The following is a 17,833-nucleotide window of genomic DNA, read 5'->3' as shown; positions in this document are numbered from 1 at the left end:
AAATGTTTAAAAATAAACTTTTATTTTTATCACCAGTTATTGCACTACTTGTTGTTTTTATTTTTTCATTAACGCTATTTCCAACTGTTCAACCGCAGCCGAAAAACTTGCCAATTGCAATTGTAAATGAGGATCAAGGTGTAGAAATTCCAAATCAACCGAAAATGAATATGGGGCAAACGATCGTTGATAACATGAAAAAAACAGCGAAATCAGAGGAAGAACCCGCAGTGAAGTGGGTAGAAGTAAAAAATAAAGAAGCCGTTCAAAAGGGATTAAACAATAAAGAGTATTACGCGGCATTAGTAATCCCGAAAGAATTTAGCGCAAAACAAGCGTCGTTACGAACACCACAGCCATCTTCACCTGAGATAGAAATATATATTAATCAAGGAATGAATACGGCTGCATCAACTATGGCAGGGCAAATATTACAGGCGATTGTTGATAATATGAACAATACTGTTCGTACACAAATATTAGAAGGGTTGAAAGCAAAAGGAGCTACTGTAACAACAGATCAAGCTGAGAAATTAGTAACACCTATTGTAAAGAACGTGAAAAATGTGAATGAGGTCGGCAAAAATAGTGCGAACGGTAACTCACCAATATCATTATTCCAGCCGTTATGGATTGCAAGTTTAGCTAGTGCAGCGATTATTTTTATTGCGATTAGTAAAATGCCAGTAAGCTCAAGAAAAGAAAACTTTCTGTTAAAAGTAAAACAAATCGTAACAGGAGCTATTGCGACACTTGTAATTGGGTTTGGTCTTACATGGATTGCAGATGGGATGGTAGGGTTAAATATTTCGAACTTCACGGATACAGCTCTATTCTTATCCATTACTTCTTTTAGTTTCTTCTTAATGATATCTGCAGTACTATCATTAGTTGGGCTAAAAGGAATCGGTTTATTCGCTTTATTACTATTCTTCGGGGCACCGTTATTATCATTAGCACCTGAGATGTTGTCTCCGTTTTATCAAGACTGGGTTTACTCATGGTTACCAATGAAATTTATGATTGAAGGCCTAAGAGAAATCTTCTTCTTCGGAAAAGGGTTAAGCTGGAATACACCTGTTACTGTACTCGTTTGGATTGGTATAGTAAGTATGGTTACTATATTAGCAACTGCACTCAAACGTAGTGTAGTAAAAGGGCATAAAACAGAATTGAACGCTTAAAAACAAGCCGTTTCACTAATTAGTGAAACGGCTTGTTTGTGATTTTTTCTCAATGTAAATGCCTGATTGTTGAAAAGTGTAGTGTTTAGAATTAAGGCGAAATCTTTAAAGATCGCGTACGTTCCAAACAATCTCACCACGTTCATCATCCCACGTACTGTGATGTCGCTTAAATCCTATCTTTTCTAGTACCCGGAGGGAAGCGATATTCCAAGCACCTACAGTCGACCAAAGTCTTTGGCGCCCAGTAGCAATCGCCGCGTCCAGTACAACAGATGCGGCCTCAGTCGCATAACCTTTACCATGAGCGCTGCGGAACAACTCGTATGCAATCTCCGGCTCTTCAAGTGTGGAACGACCGATAATTAAGCCACAGTACCCAATGAAATCGCCTTCGTCTCTCCTTCGAATAGTGAGAAGGGAAATACCATTTTCGTCTGCCTTCTTGCGCATCTCAATAAGCCGGTTACGAACGGAATCAACGGCTGGAATGTCCACGCCACGTTCGCCAATTAATTTGCTCAGCCAAACGGAATCGGATTCCTCCCACATACTAAGCTCAAGTCTTTCGGTTTTCAGCTGGAAGGCCATAGTTTTAAATAAAGATGGCATAGTGGTACCTCCTAGTTATATGACTGGATTCATAATAGCTTCGCATCTCAACACCACATCTGGTTGGAAACCTGATTCATTCGCGAATTTATAGCAACAGCGTACAAAAAAATAGTGATATTTTATCCGCTATTTGCCGTGTAGTAAAATCCCCACTGATTATAGTTTCACTTTATGAATAAGCAATTCCTTTACAAAATAGACCCTTTTCTCAAACTTTTCTTTCAATCTAAAGCCGTCCCGTTATATACACAGGCTCCTACTATTTCTAAATGCATAAAATGTTAAGCGAAAGTATGGGGGGATATGATGTATAATTCGAATTATTATGATTGGTATAGGCAGAATGATAAGTTAATTAGTGATATTGAAAAAGCTATTAATGGAGAGTATAGCGCTATAAGCTGCTATGCAAAATTAGCGAATATGGCTCCAAATCAAGTAGAACAAAAACAAATTCTTGAAATTCGTAATGATGAAATAAAGCATTTCCACAACTTTGTACAAATTTATACGAACTTAACTGGTAGGCAGCCAAAACCACAAATTACTGAAGACTGCCCAAATACGTATTTACAAGGATTAGAGTTCGCTATACAAGATGAACAAAAAACAGTAGATTTTTATTTGGAAATTTCAGATGAGACATCGGATGCACATTTGAAAGAGTTGTTACGGAGAATAGCTGCGGATGAACAAAATCATGCAGTATGGTTTTTATATTACTTCGTGAAGTCGAAGTGAGCATTAAGAATGAACGACTGATGTGGTGCATATATTAAAAAATATTTTAAAACGTAGTCCAACAATTAAATGAAATATTTAAATGTAAGCAGAAGGAAACCGTTTCGCTAGTCGTGGAGCGGTTTTTTTATGATGTACTTATGTATCGACAAAATATAGTAATTACATTTCATATATAATGTATAGAACAAAAATAAATAAGCTAGGAGCAGACATATGAAAAGAGGGATTACAGTAGATATTCTAGATGGATATGATAATTTACTTTGGAAAGTATTAAAGCCAATTGATATTACTGTATTTGATTGGCGAGTGAGGGATGAGGAGTCCTACTTAATAGCACGTGGTGAATTGGATGAGGCATTATTTCCAGAAGAACCAAGTGTAGTGGAAGGGTTAGCGTTGAAAAAGTTAGTTAAAGACAACATATATTATCTTATTTTTGCAGATTTAAAAGCATATCCTAAAGGAGAAATAGCGATAGATATTGAAACATACGAAGAGTTTAAGGAAAGCAAGTGTGAGGTAGTTGTATTAGCGGTGGATGCTCAATACATACAAATTTATGCGAAAGATCAAAAATCGATTGAATTAATGTATGATAACGCAGTGAATCAAGGATTTTATGTAGAATATATTACAGATGAAAATGATGGAAGGACTCGTTTGTCAGTATGGTAGCAATTTGAAAGGGGAAAGGCAATATGGAGAGAAATATAAGTAAAGAATATGCAATTCGAATTGCTACTGAAAATGAAAGTGATAGTATTATCCTTTTATTAAAAGAGGTAGCACAATGGCTACAATATAAAGAAGTGGATCAGTGGCAGTATCTTTTAGGAGAGGAAGCTACGGCTGAAATACTAGAATGTATAAGAGAGAAATATACATATGTTGTTCTGAAAGAAGCTGAAATAGTTGGTACGGTTACAGTTTCTCCTAAACAAAATGAATGGGATGAACATATTTTTGGTAAAGAGGAAGTTTCTAATTCATTATATATTCATAGATTTGCGGTGAAACGGAAGTATAAGGGAAATGGAATAGGAGAATGGATTTTACGGTGGGTAGAAGAGAATGTGCAATGTGATAAAGAGTATTTGAAGTTAGATTGCGTGGGGCATAATCGTACGTTGAATGATTTTTATAAGAAAAATAGTTTTGAATATGTTGGAAGTACGGATGGGCTTAGTAAGTTTCAAAAGAAAAGGAGAATGTGAATGCATCCAATTAACGTAAGTTTAGTTGAAAAGTTAATACAGGAACAGTTTCCTGAATGGGCCCATTTAGAAGTGAAACCTGTAAAGTTTAGTGGGTATGATAATAGGACGTTTCACTTAGGGGATGAGATGAGTGTAAGATTGCCAAGTGATGTGGCATATGCACCGCAAGTAGAGAAAGAAAATAGTTGGCTTCCTATATTAAATAAGGGGCTTTCTTTACCGATTTCTACCCCACTTGCGAAAGGAAATCCGTCTGAAGCGTATCCATTGCCTTGGTCTATTAATAAGTGGATAGAGGGAGAAACAGTTACGAAACAAAACGTTCGGGATTTAAATGAATTTGCGGCGGACTTAGGATCTTTTTTAGTAGAATTGCAATCTATTAATGCGAGTAACGGACCTTTAGCTGGAACACATAATTTTTACCGAGGCGGACTTATATCTGTATATGATGAAGAGGCGAGAGTTGCTATTGAAAATAATAAGGATGTTTTTGACGAGGCATTATTAAAACACCTTTGGAATGTAGCACTTAGTTCAACATGGGATCGTAAGCCAGTTTGGGTTCATGGAGATGTAGCGCCAGGGAATTTACTCGTTAAAGATGGAAAGCTTTGTGCTGTAATTGATTTTGGTATTTTAGGTGTAGGAGATCCTGCTTGTGATGCAGCGATGGCGTGGACGTTTTTTGATGAAAATAGTAGAAATGTATTTAAAGAAGTATTACGCATGGATGAAGAAACGTGGAATAGAGCGAGAGGATGGGCACTTTGGAAGGCGTTAATTACATATGATGCGAATAGGGAGAGTAATGAAAAAGTAGCAGAAGAGTCGTATCGTTTCATTCAAGTGATTGTGGATGATTATGAGAGGTAATAGAAAAGCCTATTTTAAAATAGGCTTTTTCATATGATTAAATAGTAGAAATGGAAAGAAGGAATATAATATAATTGTACGGAATATTTAGATAACGGGAGGTGTCGAATTTTGAGTGAAATTGAATTAAAGAGTAATGTAATTAAGACAGGGCGAGAGAAGGGGATTATTCTTCGGTTTATACTTGCTAGTCTCGTTGGGGTGTTTATGTTTTTCGTTCCTGTTACGATAAACGGTGCATCGTCTATTATGATTGATCATATCGTATCGTGGATTAGGGCTTCGGTTCCTGGCGTAGTACCTTATTATGCATTATTTGTTATGGCGATTGGTGCGATTTATCCATTTTATACGAAGAAATGGAATGCATCTATTGTAGACATTTGTTTTTCTATTTTAAAAGTAGTTGGCGTTGTTTTTGGCATATTATATTGTTTAAAAGTAGGACCAGCTTGGTTCTTTGCGCCAGATATTGGGCCGTTTTTGTATGAGAAGCTAGTCATATCAGTAAGTTTGCTCGTTCCAATTGGCTCGGCGTTTTTAGCGTTATTAGTCGGATATGGATTGCTTGAATTTATCGGTACATTTTGTCGTCCGATTATGAGGCCATTATGGAATACGCCGGGGAGATCGGCGATTGATGCAGTTGCGTCCTTCGTTGGAAGTTATTCGCTTGCCCTTCTTATTACGAACCGCGTGTATAAAGAAGGAAAGTATACGACAAAAGAAGCGGCGATTATCGCTACAGGATTTTCTACAGTATCCGCTACATTTATGATCATCATCGCAAAAACATTAGATATTATGCATTTATGGAATGTTTATTTTTGGACTACACTTGTTGTAACATTCATCGTGACTGCTATCACCGTAAGAATCCCGCCCCTTAGTAGAAAACCAGATACATATGTAACAGAAGAAGGGTTCCCAGAGCCTGTTTATAAAGAGAAAATGTTGGAACGTGCTTGGGAAGATGCGTTAGAAGTATCAAAGTCTGCACCGAGCATTATGAAAAATATTGCAGTGAATTTAAAAGACGGATTTATTATGACAATGGGAATTTTACCATCCATTATGTCAGTAGGATTAATTGGTATCGTCTTAGCGAAGTTCACGCCAATATTTGATTGGATCAGTTATATTTTCTATCCGTTTACATGGTTATTACAATTACCGGAAGCAGACTTAGCTGCTAAAGCGGCATCCGTTGGTATTGCAGAAATGTTTTTACCGTCATTATTAGTTGTAAGTGCGCCACTTGTGACAAAGTTTGTCATTGCAGTTGTTTCCGTATCATCTATACTGTTTTTCTCCGCTTCAATTCCTTGTATATTATCAACAGATATTCCGTTAAAAGTATCTGAACTTATTATTCTGTATGTGCAGAGAACGATTTTAACGTTGCTTATTATTACGCCGATTGCTTATTTGTTGCTTTGAAGTTTTAATGAGATAAAGTTAAACAAAAGAAGCCGTCTGTAAAAAGAGGGCTTCTTTTGTTTAAAAGCGGGATATTCTTATTTATTTTTCGTATATGACGTAACGCTTCTTAAGAAGATTCCTAGTCCCGCAAAAAAGAATCCTAAGCATAATAAGCTGCCTGGCGTTCCCCAAGTAATTTGATCTAGCATTTTTTATCCCCTCCCGTTTATCATTATATAGAATTTATTGGAAATTATCAAAAAATTCTTTTTTAATGATTACTGATGAGTCTTCCTACCTTATACGAGAAGAATATATTTGAAAAGAATTCTTTTCTTTATATTTTTTTATTCTTATAATGCGTTTTTGATTCTTATGATATAGTAACAACAAAGGGGGCTTAAAAATGGAAATTATTCACGAAAGAGCAAAGTTGCGGTTAATGGATAATACTGATGTCGAAACTTTGTTTTCGATTGTAGAAGGAAATCGGGATATTTGGGCGTATTTAATCTCTAAAATGGATAGTGTGCAAGATATGCAACAATACGTTCAAAAAGCGATAAAGGGTTACGGAAGAGGTACTCAAATACCTTTCATAGTCGTAGATCAACAGTCGAATAAGATTGTAGGAAGTACACGTTTATATAATATTTCAGTAGAAGATAAGACAGTTGAGTTAGGGCAAACGTGGTATCATCCGAGTGTGCAACGTACGAGTATAAATACAGAGTGTAAGTATATGCTTCTTCAGTATGCTTTTGAAAAATTGCATATGCTGAGAGTGCAAATTAAGACGGATGCAAGAAATGAAAAAGCACAACGAGCAATTGAACGGTTAGGCGCAGTAAAAGAGGGTGTGCTTCGAAATGAAAGAAAATTACCGAATGGTTATGTGAGAGATGCGGTGGTGTACAGTATTATCTCGAGTGAATGGCCAGGCGTAAAAGAACAATTGTTAGAAAAATTAGAGTTGTATAAAGAAAAGTTATAATTCGTGTTTTGAAAGGTATATTGTTCGTGAGATATGAAAAATATACCTTTTTTCTTACAAAATGCTACTTTATTTTAATTCCTTTTGTTTCATCGTTCCCTTCTGAGAAAAAATTCGTTACAATGTAGTTGTATGGTAATAAACTTATGAATTTAAAAAATGTAATGAAAACCGCAAATGAAAATGAATTGATAATCCTCAATTTTAAATGAAAACCCTTTTATACATAAATAACAAGTAAAGTTCCTTCTTTTAAATAAACTCAAACAAAACGATTTGATATAAATGTTTTTTATAGAAGTATGGATGATGTACGGAGGCAATTACAAATGAAAGAAAATAAGAAGAGTAAGAAAAGACGAATCTTTCAAGTATTTTTACTAATGATTTGTTCTGCTATTTTATATGTAAGTTATGCAGCTTACGATATTTGGAGTTATCGTTTTAAAGCAAATGATGACGTGAAAACGGATGCTGGTATCGTACTAGGAGCAGCTTCATGGAACGGAAAACCATCTCCTGTATTTAAAGAAAGAATTAATCATGCGATTTCTTTATATAAGAACGGAAATATTAAAAAGATTATTTTTACAGGTGGTACAAAGTTCGAGGCAGAACTCGAGGAAGCACGTACTGCAAGAGTATATGCAATGAAACAAGGTGTAAAAGAGGAAGATATTTTAATTGAAACTAAATCCCTTTTCACTGAAGAAAATTTAAAAAATGCGAAGCAAGTTGGAATAGAGAACGGCATACAAACATACACGATTGTAAGTGATCCACTTCATATGAAACGCGCAATGAGAATCGCAAAACATATTAATATTGAAGCGTATGCTTCACCAACGCCGACATCAGCATATAAAACGTTAGATACAGAAATACCATTCTTCTTTAAAGAATTATTCTCGTATATTGGATATGTAACCTCTTTGCCATTAAAAGCATTGAAGGGGGACTAATATAAGAAAAGGATTTATCCTTAAATAGGAACTTTTCTTATTAGTCAAAAACATTGTATTTTTATCGGAATAGTGAAACAATAGAGAGGTAGCTTCATATAATCATAATGACAAAATGAACGGTTTATGAATCGAGCATAAAGGAGATTATAGTATGGCACTCTCATTTGTTGAAACAGAAGAACAGTCTTTAATTATTGAGAAAATAAATAAATTGATTCCGAAGTTCATGGAAAGGGAGCATCAGCTAAGTGAATTAGGATCATTTCCGTATGAAAATATAAATGATTTGAAAGATATCGGATATACGAAATTAACGTTACCGAAGGAATTTGGTGGTAGTGCCATTTCTTTATATGACTTCGTTTTATTTCAAGAGAAAATCGCGGAAGGCTGTGGAGCTACTGCATTATCGATTGGCTGGCATCTTGGCATTGTGAAGGAGCTAGCGGAAAATCGCTCTTGGAATGATGAGATGTTCAAATGGTTTTGCGAAGAAGTACGTAATGGTGCGCTCTTTAACAGGGCAGCAACAGAACCGAAAACAGGGAGTCCGACGCGTGGCGGCAAACCAGAAACAATAGCGGCTCAACAAGGCGAGAAGTGGGTTATAAATGGAAGAAAAACTTTTACAACGATGGCGCCAGTACTTGATTATTTTATTATTTCAGCAAGGATGGAAGGCCGTGAAGAAGTTGGTGAGTTTGTTATTCCAAGAAATACACTCGGTGTATCTATTGAAGAAACGTGGGATAGCGTTGCAATGCGAGGGACTGCTAGCCACGACCTTGTCTTACAAAATGTAGAGATAGACAACCGCTTTTTTACGGATGTAAAAGGCGGGAAAGTGAAACAAAAGGGTATTGGCTGGTTGCTACATATACCAGCATGTTATTTAGGAATTGCACAATCAGCAAGAAATTATGCAGTTCAGTTTGCGGGATCATACAAACCAAATAGTTTAAACCATTCTATTAGTTTATTACCGAATGTTAGAAGATTAGTTGGAGAATTAGAACTCGAGCTTATGCAAGCTCGCGTCTTTTTATATCAAATTGCGAAAAAATACGATGAGGCAGAAGATAAACTGTCACTGCAAGCAGAATTAGCGGCAGTGAAATACGCCGTAACAAATGCGGCGATATCTATAGTGGATAAATCGATGCGCATCGTAGGAGCAAAAAGTTTATCAGAAAAAAATCCGCTCCATCGTTACTATTTAAACGTCAGAGCAGGACTGCATAATCCACCGATGGATGATGCAACATTGTCTATGCTGGCGGATGCGGCGTTTCGGTCGTGATTTTTGAAGTTTACATTTTATTGTTTATGGATATTATAGTTGTTTTGAAAGCACGGGTTTGATTAGTAATCAAACCCGTGCTTTTTATGTGTATGAAGTACTTAATGGAGATGTAGGTTTTTAATATAAATGATTATCATGGTGTTGTGATTGTTTCTTGTTGAAAAATTCTTATTGTAATGCCAGTTTGGAGGCTGTATAAACATTTTTCGTATTTAATCCCAAATTAAAGGTCTTTCCAAGTTAACCATTCGCAAATATTGTAAAAATTGACCCGCATGGACCGCATCATGATAGGCAATTCGTAATAGCATATCACCTAAATATCGTTGATAGCCAACATCACTTCTATCAATAAGTCTTGAATCTAGCTCGGCTATGCTTATTGATTGAACATATTCTATGAAGTCAGTAAAGTGTGATTGTGCCAATTCAATTTCTTTTTTTACACAAGTAATTGGCTCGTCATCATACGGGGTACGTATGTCGTTTATTGAACCGTTGTTTTTTATAATCATATGATAGTAAAAAGTTGAGCTCCATACGTGACGAATCATTTCACCAAAGGACATAGCCTCAGAATCAGGCTTCCAATTAAGAAAATTATCGGGAAGAGAATTCCATAATTTTTCTGAGCGCCTTCTCGTTTCTTTTAAATTTAATATACTAAGATCAATTGCATTCATAATACATTCTCCTTTACTATTAAACTTAAAATAATTGTATCAATTTAATAGTTAGGGTATCATCGAAATATGAATGTATATCCGAATATCTCATATATAGCTAAACTAATTGCTGAACCTACAAGAGCAATCATCTTAGATTGTCTAATGAATAATCAGGCACTACCTGCTAGTGAATTGGCTTATATGGCAAAAGTGTCACATCCAACAATTAGTTCGCATCTTTCTAAATTAGTAGAAGGGAATTTACTTACAGTTGAACAACATGGTAGACATCGTTACTATCGACTTGCTAATCAAGAAGTTGCAGAAGTGCTTGAAAAGTTAGGGACAATTGCACCAACAGTTCAAGTTCGCTCTTTAAAACAATCAAGCCAACTAAAACAAATTCGTTATGCTCGAACTTGTTATGATCATCTTGCAGGCAAACTCGGTGTAGAGATAACTGAAAAATTACTAGATAGGCAATTTATAATTTTAGAGGATGGAGAATACATTGTAACGGAACAAGGTAAGAAATGGTTTCTGAATTTTGGAATAAATGTTGATGAGGCAGATACAAAAAGGAGGGTATTTGCAAAACCTTGCCTTGATTGGAGTGAACGGCGTTACCATATTTCTGGTTGGTTAGGGTCTGCAATTGCAAAACTGCTTTTTGAACAGGGATGGATTACGAAAACGGATAAGAACCGAGCTGTCCATCTTACAAAGAAAGGTGTAAAGTTATTGGAAGATCAATTAGGCATTGATATGAAAACTGAGGAAAGAAAAGCTTGAAATTAGAAAAATCCGTCAAAATGAAGGGCTTTTTTCATTATGGTAGGAGTGTACATGAATAATAGGATGTTACCAATAATCGTTGCCAATAAAAAATCTTTCTTTTCATTCTTCTTTTTTAAGTTTTAAAGGAGAAAGCTAGGCTTCTTATTTTTACTAATGTTATAATAAGAAAAAAGCACGAAAAGAGGTCATCTCATGCTAGAGGTTATTGCAACATGTTTAGAAGATGTAAAACGAATTGAAAGTGCTGGCGGGAAGCGGATTGAATTAATTTCATCTTATACAGAAGGTGGTTTAACACCGAGTTATGCTTTTATAAAAAAAGCGGTAGAAGTGGTAAGTATACCAATTCATGTTATGATTCGTCCGCATGCGAAGTCTTTTACATATACGGAAGAAGAAATTGAAATGATGAAAGAAGATATTATAGTTGCACAGAAGTTAGGAGCAGCTGGGGTAGTATTAGGCGTATTAAACGAACGAAATGAAGTGGATGAAGAGAAATTAGCGGATTTACTATCTGTTGTAGATGGAATAAATGTAACGTACCACCGTGCGATAGATGATATAAAAAATCCAGTAGAAGCGATGAGCACTTTAAAGAAGTTTCATAAAGTGACTCACGTTTTAACTTCAGGTGGACAAGGAAATATAGTAGAGAATATTCCGGTGCTTACAGAAATGCAAAAGGTAAGTGATGGTCAAATTCAGCTTGTAGCTGGAGCTGGCGTGACGAAAGAAAATATAAAGCGATTGCTAGATGAAACTGGAATCACGCAGGCGCATGTCGGTACAGCGGTAAGAGAAGGAAAATCATGTTTTTCTGAAATAGATCCTAATTTAGTACAAGAATTAGTTGAAATAATAAAATAAGTGCTTAAGAAAGAGGAGAAACGATGAAGGAAAATACGAAGAAAGAATTATTCTCTTGGGCTAAAACGATAGGTTTTACCCTTGTATTAATTGCTATTATTCGCGGTGTTTTATTTACACCTTCTTTAGTACAAGGTGAATCAATGATGCCCACTTTAAAAAATAACGAAAGAGTTCTCGTGAATAAGATTGGTTATAGTATAAGTGGATTAGATCGCTTTGATATTATCGTCTTCCACGGGAAAGAAGGATACGATTTAGTAAAACGAGTAATTGGTTTGCCAGGCGATACAGTTGAGTATAAAAATGATGTTTTATATGTAAACGGAAAAGCGATGGAAGAACCATATTTAAAACAGTTTAAAGAAAAAGCAGTAGGCCGTGTATTAACTCCAGACTTTACGTTAGAACAAATCACTGGGAAAACGAAAGTGCCAGAAGGCCAAGTATTTGTTTTAGGGGATAATCGTGAAGTTTCTAAGGATGGTCGCATGTTTGGCTTTATTTCAGAAGATGAAATTGTCGGAAAAGGACAAGCTGTTTTCTGGCCGTTGGAACAAGTAAGAGCGTTATAAAGTGTGGTGAAGTATGGGAGAGATATTCTTCCATACTTTTTTATTTGCTTAAAATCTATTGATTGAATTGAAAGAATATTTTATAATTTTAAATTATATGTTTGTTTCGAAAAACGGAATTTAAGTTCCGTAATTCGGAACGAAAGGGAGATAGAATGAGTATAAATAAAACGGCAGTTAAGACAATGGATATTTTAGAGTTGTTTTATGAGCATGAAGAGCTAAGTTTAACTGAGATGGTTCAGCTTACAAATATGCCGAAAACATCTGTTTATCGTTTAATTGGTTCGTTGGAAGAGATGGAGTTTTTACAAAAAAACGAAAAGGGGAAATATCGTTTAGGGGTCGTATTTTTACGGTTCGGTCAACTTGTTTCACACCGATTATCAGTAAGAAATATAGCAATTCCTTATATGAAAGAACTTAGAGATAGTTTAGGACAGGCAGTTAATTTAATAATTCAGGATGGAAATGACGCAATTTATGTTGAAAAAATGGAAGGTGTTCAGCCGGTACGCGTGTATACGGCGGTTGGAAGAAGAGCACCGCTTTATGCTGGCGCATGTCCAAGAATTTTACTATCGTATTTCTCTGAGGAAGAGAAACGGAGATACATAGAGGAAGTGGATTTAAAACAGTTTGCAGATGGAACAATCGTGGATAAGAAACAATTGTTAGAAGTGTTGCAAATGGCAAAAAAGGAAGGCTACACCATTAGTTATTCTGAGTTAGAAAATCATACAGCCGCGATAGCAGCACCCATTTTCGCGAGCGATGGAACGGTTGTAGCAGGCATTAGTATTTCGGGATTAGCAATTGAGTACAACGAAAGTAACATTTCATATTTTATTGCGAAGGTGAAAGAAACAGCGCATCGCATTTCGAAAGAACTCGGCTTTTTGGCATAGAAAGAGGGAGTAGGATGAAATTTTCTGCGTTAGGGGATCAAGCAATTATTGTTACATTTGGTGAAGAAATTAAGAGGGATATATATGAGAAAGTACAGCGGTTATTTCAAGCACTGCAGCAACATCCGTTTGCAGGAATGATAGAGTGCGTTCCGTCGTTTACTTCATTAGCTGTTTACTACAATGTATACGAAGTATGGAAGGGAAATGAGAGAAGTGAAAGGTCACATGATTACGTTCGCCAGTATATAAAGGAGCTGTGTGATTCTTATAAAGAAGAAGTAAAACAGGATGTGAAACATATTTCTATACCAGTGTGCTACGGGGGAGAATATGGACCTGATTTAGAAGAAGTCGCGCATTATCACGGTTTACAAGTAGAAGATGTGATTCGAATACATAGTGAAACTACATATTTTGTATATATGCTAGGTTTTACACCAGGGTTCCCGTATTTAGGAGGACTTTCAAAAGAATTAGAAACACCTAGAAAAGAAACACCACGGTTACAAATCTCTCCTGGTTCAGTAGGTATTGGCGGAAATCAAACAGGTATATATCCGCTTGAAACACCAGGAGGATGGAATATTATCGGCCGAACTCCTATTTCATTATTTAATCCGGAAGAAGAAATACCAACATATATTCAAAGTGGTATGTATTTACGATTTATTCCAATAACGAAGGAAGAGTACGTATCGCTTGAGGGGGCTAAAAAATGGATGTAGAGGTTTTGCATGCGGGAATGTTTACAACAGTCCAAGATTTAGGGCGATCTCATTATCAACAATACGGTGTGCCAGTTGGCGGGGTGATGGATCAAAGTGCACTTCGGGTGATCAATATGTTAGTTGGTAATGAAGAGAATGAAGCTGGACTCGAAATGACGATTATGGGACCTAAATTGTTAATAAAGAAAACGACTTTACTTGCGATTGGCGGAGCAGATATGGAACCGTTATTGAATGGAGAACGTATCCCGTTATGGCGTCCCATTTTAGCGGAAGAAGGTAGTATGCTTTGTTTTGGAAAAGTGAAAAGTGGTTGCAGAGCGTATGTAACTTTTGCGGGTGGTATACATATTGAGCGTACAATGGGAAGCAAAAGTACGTACATACGTGCTGCGATTGGTGGTATAGAAGGAAGAATGCTGAAAAAGGGTGACTACTTCCAAATTGGTGCACAACCAGAAATGGCGAGTCGTTTCATTCTAGACTTACAAAAAGATGCGAGAATAAAAACGAAATGGGCAATTAGCAACAGCGTACTACCAAAGTATAAGAAACATCCAAAGCTTCGTGTCATAACTGACTTTGAATACAATCAATTTACAGAAGAAAGTAGAAAGGCATTTTTTACGAAAGAGTATAAGGTATCTAATTATGCTGACCGTATGGGCTATAGGGTTGAGGGAGAGGTTTTAAATAGGAATGAAGAAAAAGAGATTTTATCGAGTCCTGTTACATTTGGAACCATTCAAGTTCCTAATGGTGGACAGCCGATTATATTAATGGCAGATAGGCAAACGACAGGTGGCTATCCGAGAATGGGAAATATCATTTCAGTAGATTTACCTCTTCTTGCCCAGCTAAAGCCGGGGGACTATGTTTCTTTTGAGAAAATTACGCTTGAAGAAGCGGAACAATTGTACATAGAACAAGAAGTAAATATGAATTTATTAAAGAAATTCATCGCTTTACGAAGCTGAAATTAGGAGGAATACATTATGACTACAATCGATTTAAACTGTGATTTAGGAGAAAGTTTTGGCGCTTATAAAATGGGGAATGATGATGAGATTCTTCCGTTCGTTTCCTCTATAAACGTTGCTTGCGGTTTTCATGCGGGTGATCCGTCTATTATGCGTCAAACTGTTGAAAAAGCTTTGGAGCATAACGTAGCAATAGGGGCGCATCCTGGATTTCCTGATTTAATTGGATTTGGTAGAAGAAACATGAATGTTTCAGCAAGTGAAGTATACGATTATGTTCTATATCAAACAGGCGCATTAGACGCATTTGTGGAAGCGGCAGGCGGGAAAATGCAGCATGTAAAGCCGCACGGTGCCTTATATAATATGGCGGCGTCTAATCCGGAAATTGCAGATGCAATTGCAAAGGCAATTTATCATATAAATCCAAGTCTATTACTTTATGGATTAGCAAATAGCGAGGCGTTTATACAGGCTGCAGAAAAATACAAAGTAACTCTTGTACAAGAGGCTTTTGCGGATCGTACATATAAGCAAGATGGTACATTAACGAGCCGTACAGAAGAAAATGCGCTTATAAAAGATGAAGACGAAGCGATAAAGCAAGTACTTCAAATGGTGAAAGAGGGCCATGTAAATGCGGTCAATGGAGAGAAAGTAGCAGTTCAGGCGCAAACAATTTGTTTACACGGTGATGGGGAAAAAGCAGTGCAATTTGCAAAAAGAATATACAGAACATTCAAACTTAATGATATTTCTATTTGTGCACCGAAATAAAAAATAGGGGGAAGTGCTGGGATGATTAAATTAATCGGAATACTACTTGTTGCAGTGGGCTTTTTATTTAGATTAAATACACTTTTAGTAGCTATGGTTGCAGGTATTGTTACTGGTATGGTTTCAGGATTAAGTTTTTATGATGTGATCAGCATGTTCGGTAAATTTTTCATAGAAAATAGATATATGTCTATGCCAATTATATTAACTTTACCGGTAATCGGAATTTTAGAGCGTTACGGTTTAAAAGAAAGAGCAGAAGCACTTATAACGAAATCAAAAGGAGCAACAACTGGAAGAGTATTAATGTCATATTTTACGATAAGAGAATCATCAGCAGCACTAGGGCTTAATATTGGTGGGCATGCGCAAACAGTAAGGCCGCTCGTTGCACCGATGGCAGAAGGGGCCGCGCAAGGTAAATACGGTAAACTTCCTGAAAAATTAAGAGAAAAGATTAAAGCAAACGCAGCAGCTGCTGAAAATACAGCTTGGTTTTTCGGAGAAGATATTTTCATCGCAACTGGAGCTATTTTATTAATGAAAGGATTCTTCGATTCAGTAGGTATGCATGTCGGAGTATGGGATATGGCACTTTGGGGCATTCCGACAGCAATATCTGCACTTATTGTAAGCTGGATTAGATTTAGAAGGTTTGATAAATATATAGAGAAAACAATGAAGGCAGAAGGAAAAGAAGAGAAGGAGGCAATTTAATATGAACATCATCACAATGGATACAATCTATTATGTATTAGGGATAATCGTTGCTTTTATCGCTGTTCGTATCGCATTCGATCGTGAACATCCAAACAGATTCGGTTCTAGTTTATTTTGGGCATTGTTTGCAGTTACATTTTTATTTGGAAATGTAATTCCTTCGTTTTACGTTGGCTGTATCGTGCTCGCTATGGTCGTTTTAGCCTCGCTAAATAAAGTAACAAAATCAGAGGAAAAAGAAGTTCCAGTACAAGAACGTGTGAAACATGCTGAGAAATTAAAAAATAAAATTTTTATGCCTGCACTATTAATTCCTATTTTTACAATTATCGGTACGTTGACCTTAGGGAAAATCAAATGGGGAAATGTCTCTCTTGTTGATCCAGATAAAGTAACATTAGTTGCACTAGCGCTTGGTGCATTACTCGCATTTGTTGCGGCGATGCGTATTACAAAATCAAAAATAACAACACCTGTACAAGAAGGAAGCAGACTATTACAAGCTGTTGGCTGGGCTGTAATTTTACCACAAATGTTAGCAGCACTTGGCGGTATATTCGCGAAGTCTGGCGTTGGACAAGTTGTTTCAGACTTAGTCGGACAAGTGCTACCGACAGAGTATCCGTTCGTTGCCGTTATGGCGTACTGTTTAGGCATGATGCTATTTACAGTCGTAATGGGAAATGCATTCGCAGCGTTTGCTGTTATTACTGGCGGAATTGGCTTACCTTTAATAGTTCAAATGCACGGCGGAAACCCAGCAATTATGGCAGCACTCGGTATGTTTGCTGGATATTGCGGAACGCTGCTTACTCCAATGGCAGCAAACTTTAATATCGTACCTGCGATGCTTTTAGAGCTAAAGGATAAAAATGCGGTTATTAAAGCGCAAGTACCAATTGCTCTTTCAATTTTTATCATAAATATGTTTATTATGTACAGCCTAGTATATCGTTTCTAATTAGGAGGGAATAACAGTAAATGAGAATCTATAAAAAACTATAAAAATTTACAATTACAGGTTTTATATTTTACAGAATTCATCCTATAATATTTTCAGGTGATGAAAAGGGGGGAAAGGATGAAAACAACACGTACTTGTAAAATCAATTCTATTACAAAAGAACAAACGGAAGATTTAATTACTTTAATCCGTACGTTCGAAAGTGCAAAACGATATAGTTTTAATCGTTTGATTGAGGGCGAAAACGAGAAAGAATTGATAAAAAAACTACAACCTAAATATTTGTTAAATAAACGTTTTTGTGAAGATGCGATTTTACAAGCGCAAACGATCCTTTTCTCTCAAAAAGAACTTCTTCCTGTTTACCTAGAAAACAATCAAAAAAAGTTAGAAAAGACGTTACAAAAAATAGATGATTATGAACGCGGCAAAAAAAGACCTAAACAAGTTTCATTAGAAACTTGTTTAATTGGTTTAAGAAAACGAAAACAAAAATTAGAACAAAAAATTGAAACGTAT

General features: G+C 36.2%; 21 protein-coding genes. 19 read left to right on the top strand and 2 right to left on the bottom strand.

Annotated features, from left to right (window positions below; translation table 11 throughout):
* Positions 1-2: 2 nt before the first annotated feature.
* Entirely contained in the window at positions 3-1,184 is a 1,182-nt protein-coding gene (locus BLT20_RS24940) for a YhgE/Pip domain-containing protein (RefSeq protein WP_000475842.1), read from the top strand.
* A 105-nt stretch (positions 1,185-1,289) separates the two neighbouring features.
* Here the strand turns inward: BLT20_RS24940 and BLT20_RS24935 are convergent, their stop codons facing one another.
* On the bottom strand, positions 1,290-1,796 hold the full coding sequence (locus BLT20_RS24935) for a GNAT family N-acetyltransferase (RefSeq protein ID WP_001139523.1): 507 nt from the start codon (positions 1,794-1,796) through the stop codon (positions 1,290-1,292).
* A 309-nt stretch (positions 1,797-2,105) separates the two neighbouring features.
* Between BLT20_RS24935 and BLT20_RS24930 the strand changes: the two genes are divergently transcribed.
* From BLT20_RS24930 to BLT20_RS24895, 8 genes are all read left to right on the top strand, one after another.
* Positions 2,106-2,540 (top strand): ferritin-like domain-containing protein, encoded by a 435-nt coding sequence (locus BLT20_RS24930; RefSeq protein ID WP_000282830.1) that lies wholly within the window; start codon positions 2,106-2,108, stop codon positions 2,538-2,540.
* Positions 2,541-2,756: 216 nt separating this feature from the next.
* Positions 2,757-3,221, top strand: a complete 465-nt coding sequence (locus BLT20_RS24925; protein WP_000820200.1) for a DUF2691 family protein — start codon at positions 2,757-2,759, stop codon at positions 3,219-3,221.
* Positions 3,222-3,244: 23 nt separating this feature from the next.
* Complete coding sequence (locus BLT20_RS24920) at positions 3,245-3,760, top strand: GNAT family N-acetyltransferase (protein ID WP_000440749.1); 516 nt, start codon at positions 3,245-3,247, stop codon at positions 3,758-3,760.
* The gene (locus tag BLT20_RS24915; RefSeq protein ID WP_000553375.1) at positions 3,761-4,639 is read left to right on the top strand and encodes an aminoglycoside phosphotransferase family protein; all 879 of its coding nucleotides are present in this window, start codon (positions 3,761-3,763) and stop codon (positions 4,637-4,639) included.
* A gap of 111 nt (positions 4,640-4,750) precedes the next feature.
* On the top strand, positions 4,751-6,079 hold the full coding sequence (locus BLT20_RS24910) for a YjiH family protein (RefSeq protein ID WP_001289416.1): 1,329 nt from the start codon (positions 4,751-4,753) through the stop codon (positions 6,077-6,079).
* Positions 6,080-6,467: 388 nt separating this feature from the next.
* Positions 6,468-7,055 carry a GNAT family N-acetyltransferase gene (locus tag BLT20_RS24905; protein WP_000402585.1) on the top strand — a complete coding sequence of 196 codons (588 nt, stop codon included), beginning with the start codon at positions 6,468-6,470 and terminating at the stop codon, positions 7,053-7,055.
* 329 nt (positions 7,056-7,384) lie between these two features.
* Positions 7,385-8,017 (top strand): YdcF family protein, encoded by a 633-nt coding sequence (locus tag BLT20_RS24900; protein ID WP_000662215.1) that lies wholly within the window; start codon positions 7,385-7,387, stop codon positions 8,015-8,017.
* Positions 8,018-8,171: 154 nt separating this feature from the next.
* Positions 8,172-9,320 carry an acyl-CoA dehydrogenase family protein gene (locus tag BLT20_RS24895; RefSeq protein WP_001218358.1) on the top strand — a complete coding sequence of 383 codons (1,149 nt, stop codon included), beginning with the start codon at positions 8,172-8,174 and terminating at the stop codon, positions 9,318-9,320.
* Positions 9,321-9,535: 215 nt separating this feature from the next.
* Here the strand turns inward: BLT20_RS24895 and BLT20_RS24890 are convergent, their stop codons facing one another.
* Positions 9,536-10,006, bottom strand: coding sequence for a DinB family protein (locus BLT20_RS24890; RefSeq protein ID WP_000991275.1), 471 nt, complete (start codon positions 10,004-10,006; stop codon positions 9,536-9,538).
* A gap of 69 nt (positions 10,007-10,075) precedes the next feature.
* Here BLT20_RS24890 and BLT20_RS24885 point away from each other — a divergent pair, with 69 nt between their 5' ends.
* From BLT20_RS24885 to BLT20_RS24840, 10 genes are all read left to right on the top strand, one after another.
* Positions 10,076-10,783, top strand: coding sequence for an ArsR/SmtB family transcription factor (locus BLT20_RS24885; protein WP_001103807.1), 708 nt, complete (start codon positions 10,076-10,078; stop codon positions 10,781-10,783).
* Between the two features lie 198 nt (positions 10,784-10,981).
* Complete coding sequence (locus tag BLT20_RS24880; RefSeq protein ID WP_000895119.1) at positions 10,982-11,659, top strand: copper homeostasis protein CutC; 678 nt, start codon at positions 10,982-10,984, stop codon at positions 11,657-11,659.
* A gap of 23 nt (positions 11,660-11,682) precedes the next feature.
* Positions 11,683-12,234: a signal peptidase I gene (lepB, locus tag BLT20_RS24875; protein ID WP_000662501.1), complete on the top strand. Its 552-nt coding sequence runs from the start codon at positions 11,683-11,685 to the stop codon at positions 12,232-12,234.
* Positions 12,235-12,389: 155 nt separating this feature from the next.
* Complete coding sequence (locus BLT20_RS24870) at positions 12,390-13,142, top strand: IclR family transcriptional regulator (protein WP_000026361.1); 753 nt, start codon at positions 12,390-12,392, stop codon at positions 13,140-13,142.
* Positions 13,143-13,156: 14 nt separating this feature from the next.
* Complete coding sequence (gene pxpB / locus BLT20_RS24865; RefSeq protein ID WP_000672280.1) at positions 13,157-13,870, top strand: 5-oxoprolinase subunit PxpB; 714 nt, start codon at positions 13,157-13,159, stop codon at positions 13,868-13,870.
* Positions 13,861-14,850, top strand: a complete 990-nt coding sequence (locus BLT20_RS24860) for a 5-oxoprolinase subunit C family protein (protein WP_000382248.1) — start codon at positions 13,861-13,863, stop codon at positions 14,848-14,850. The genes pxpB and BLT20_RS24860 overlap by 10 nt, the downstream gene beginning before the upstream one ends.
* An 18-nt stretch (positions 14,851-14,868) precedes the next feature.
* Positions 14,869-15,630 (top strand): 5-oxoprolinase subunit PxpA, encoded by a 762-nt coding sequence (gene pxpA / locus BLT20_RS24855; protein ID WP_000207315.1) that lies wholly within the window; start codon positions 14,869-14,871, stop codon positions 15,628-15,630.
* 21 nt (positions 15,631-15,651) lie between these two features.
* Positions 15,652-16,347 (top strand): DUF969 domain-containing protein, encoded by a 696-nt coding sequence (locus tag BLT20_RS24850; RefSeq protein ID WP_000593383.1) that lies wholly within the window; start codon positions 15,652-15,654, stop codon positions 16,345-16,347.
* Between the two features lies 1 nt (position 16,348).
* On the top strand, positions 16,349-17,311 hold the full coding sequence (locus BLT20_RS24845) for a DUF979 domain-containing protein (RefSeq protein ID WP_001021659.1): 963 nt from the start codon (positions 16,349-16,351) through the stop codon (positions 17,309-17,311).
* A 120-nt stretch (positions 17,312-17,431) separates the two neighbouring features.
* A partial coding sequence (locus BLT20_RS24840) for a transposase (protein WP_141770361.1) occupies positions 17,432-17,833 on the top strand: 402 nt, incomplete at its 3' end.

The sequence above is a fragment of the Bacillus sp. cl96 genome (assembly GCF_900100505.1).
In the GTDB taxonomy this organism is placed as follows: Bacteria; Bacillota; Bacilli; order Bacillales; family Bacillaceae_G; genus Bacillus_A; species Bacillus_A cereus.
The sequence above is the reverse complement of the archived record's forward strand: the minus strand, read 5'-3'. Positions and strand labels throughout refer to the sequence as shown.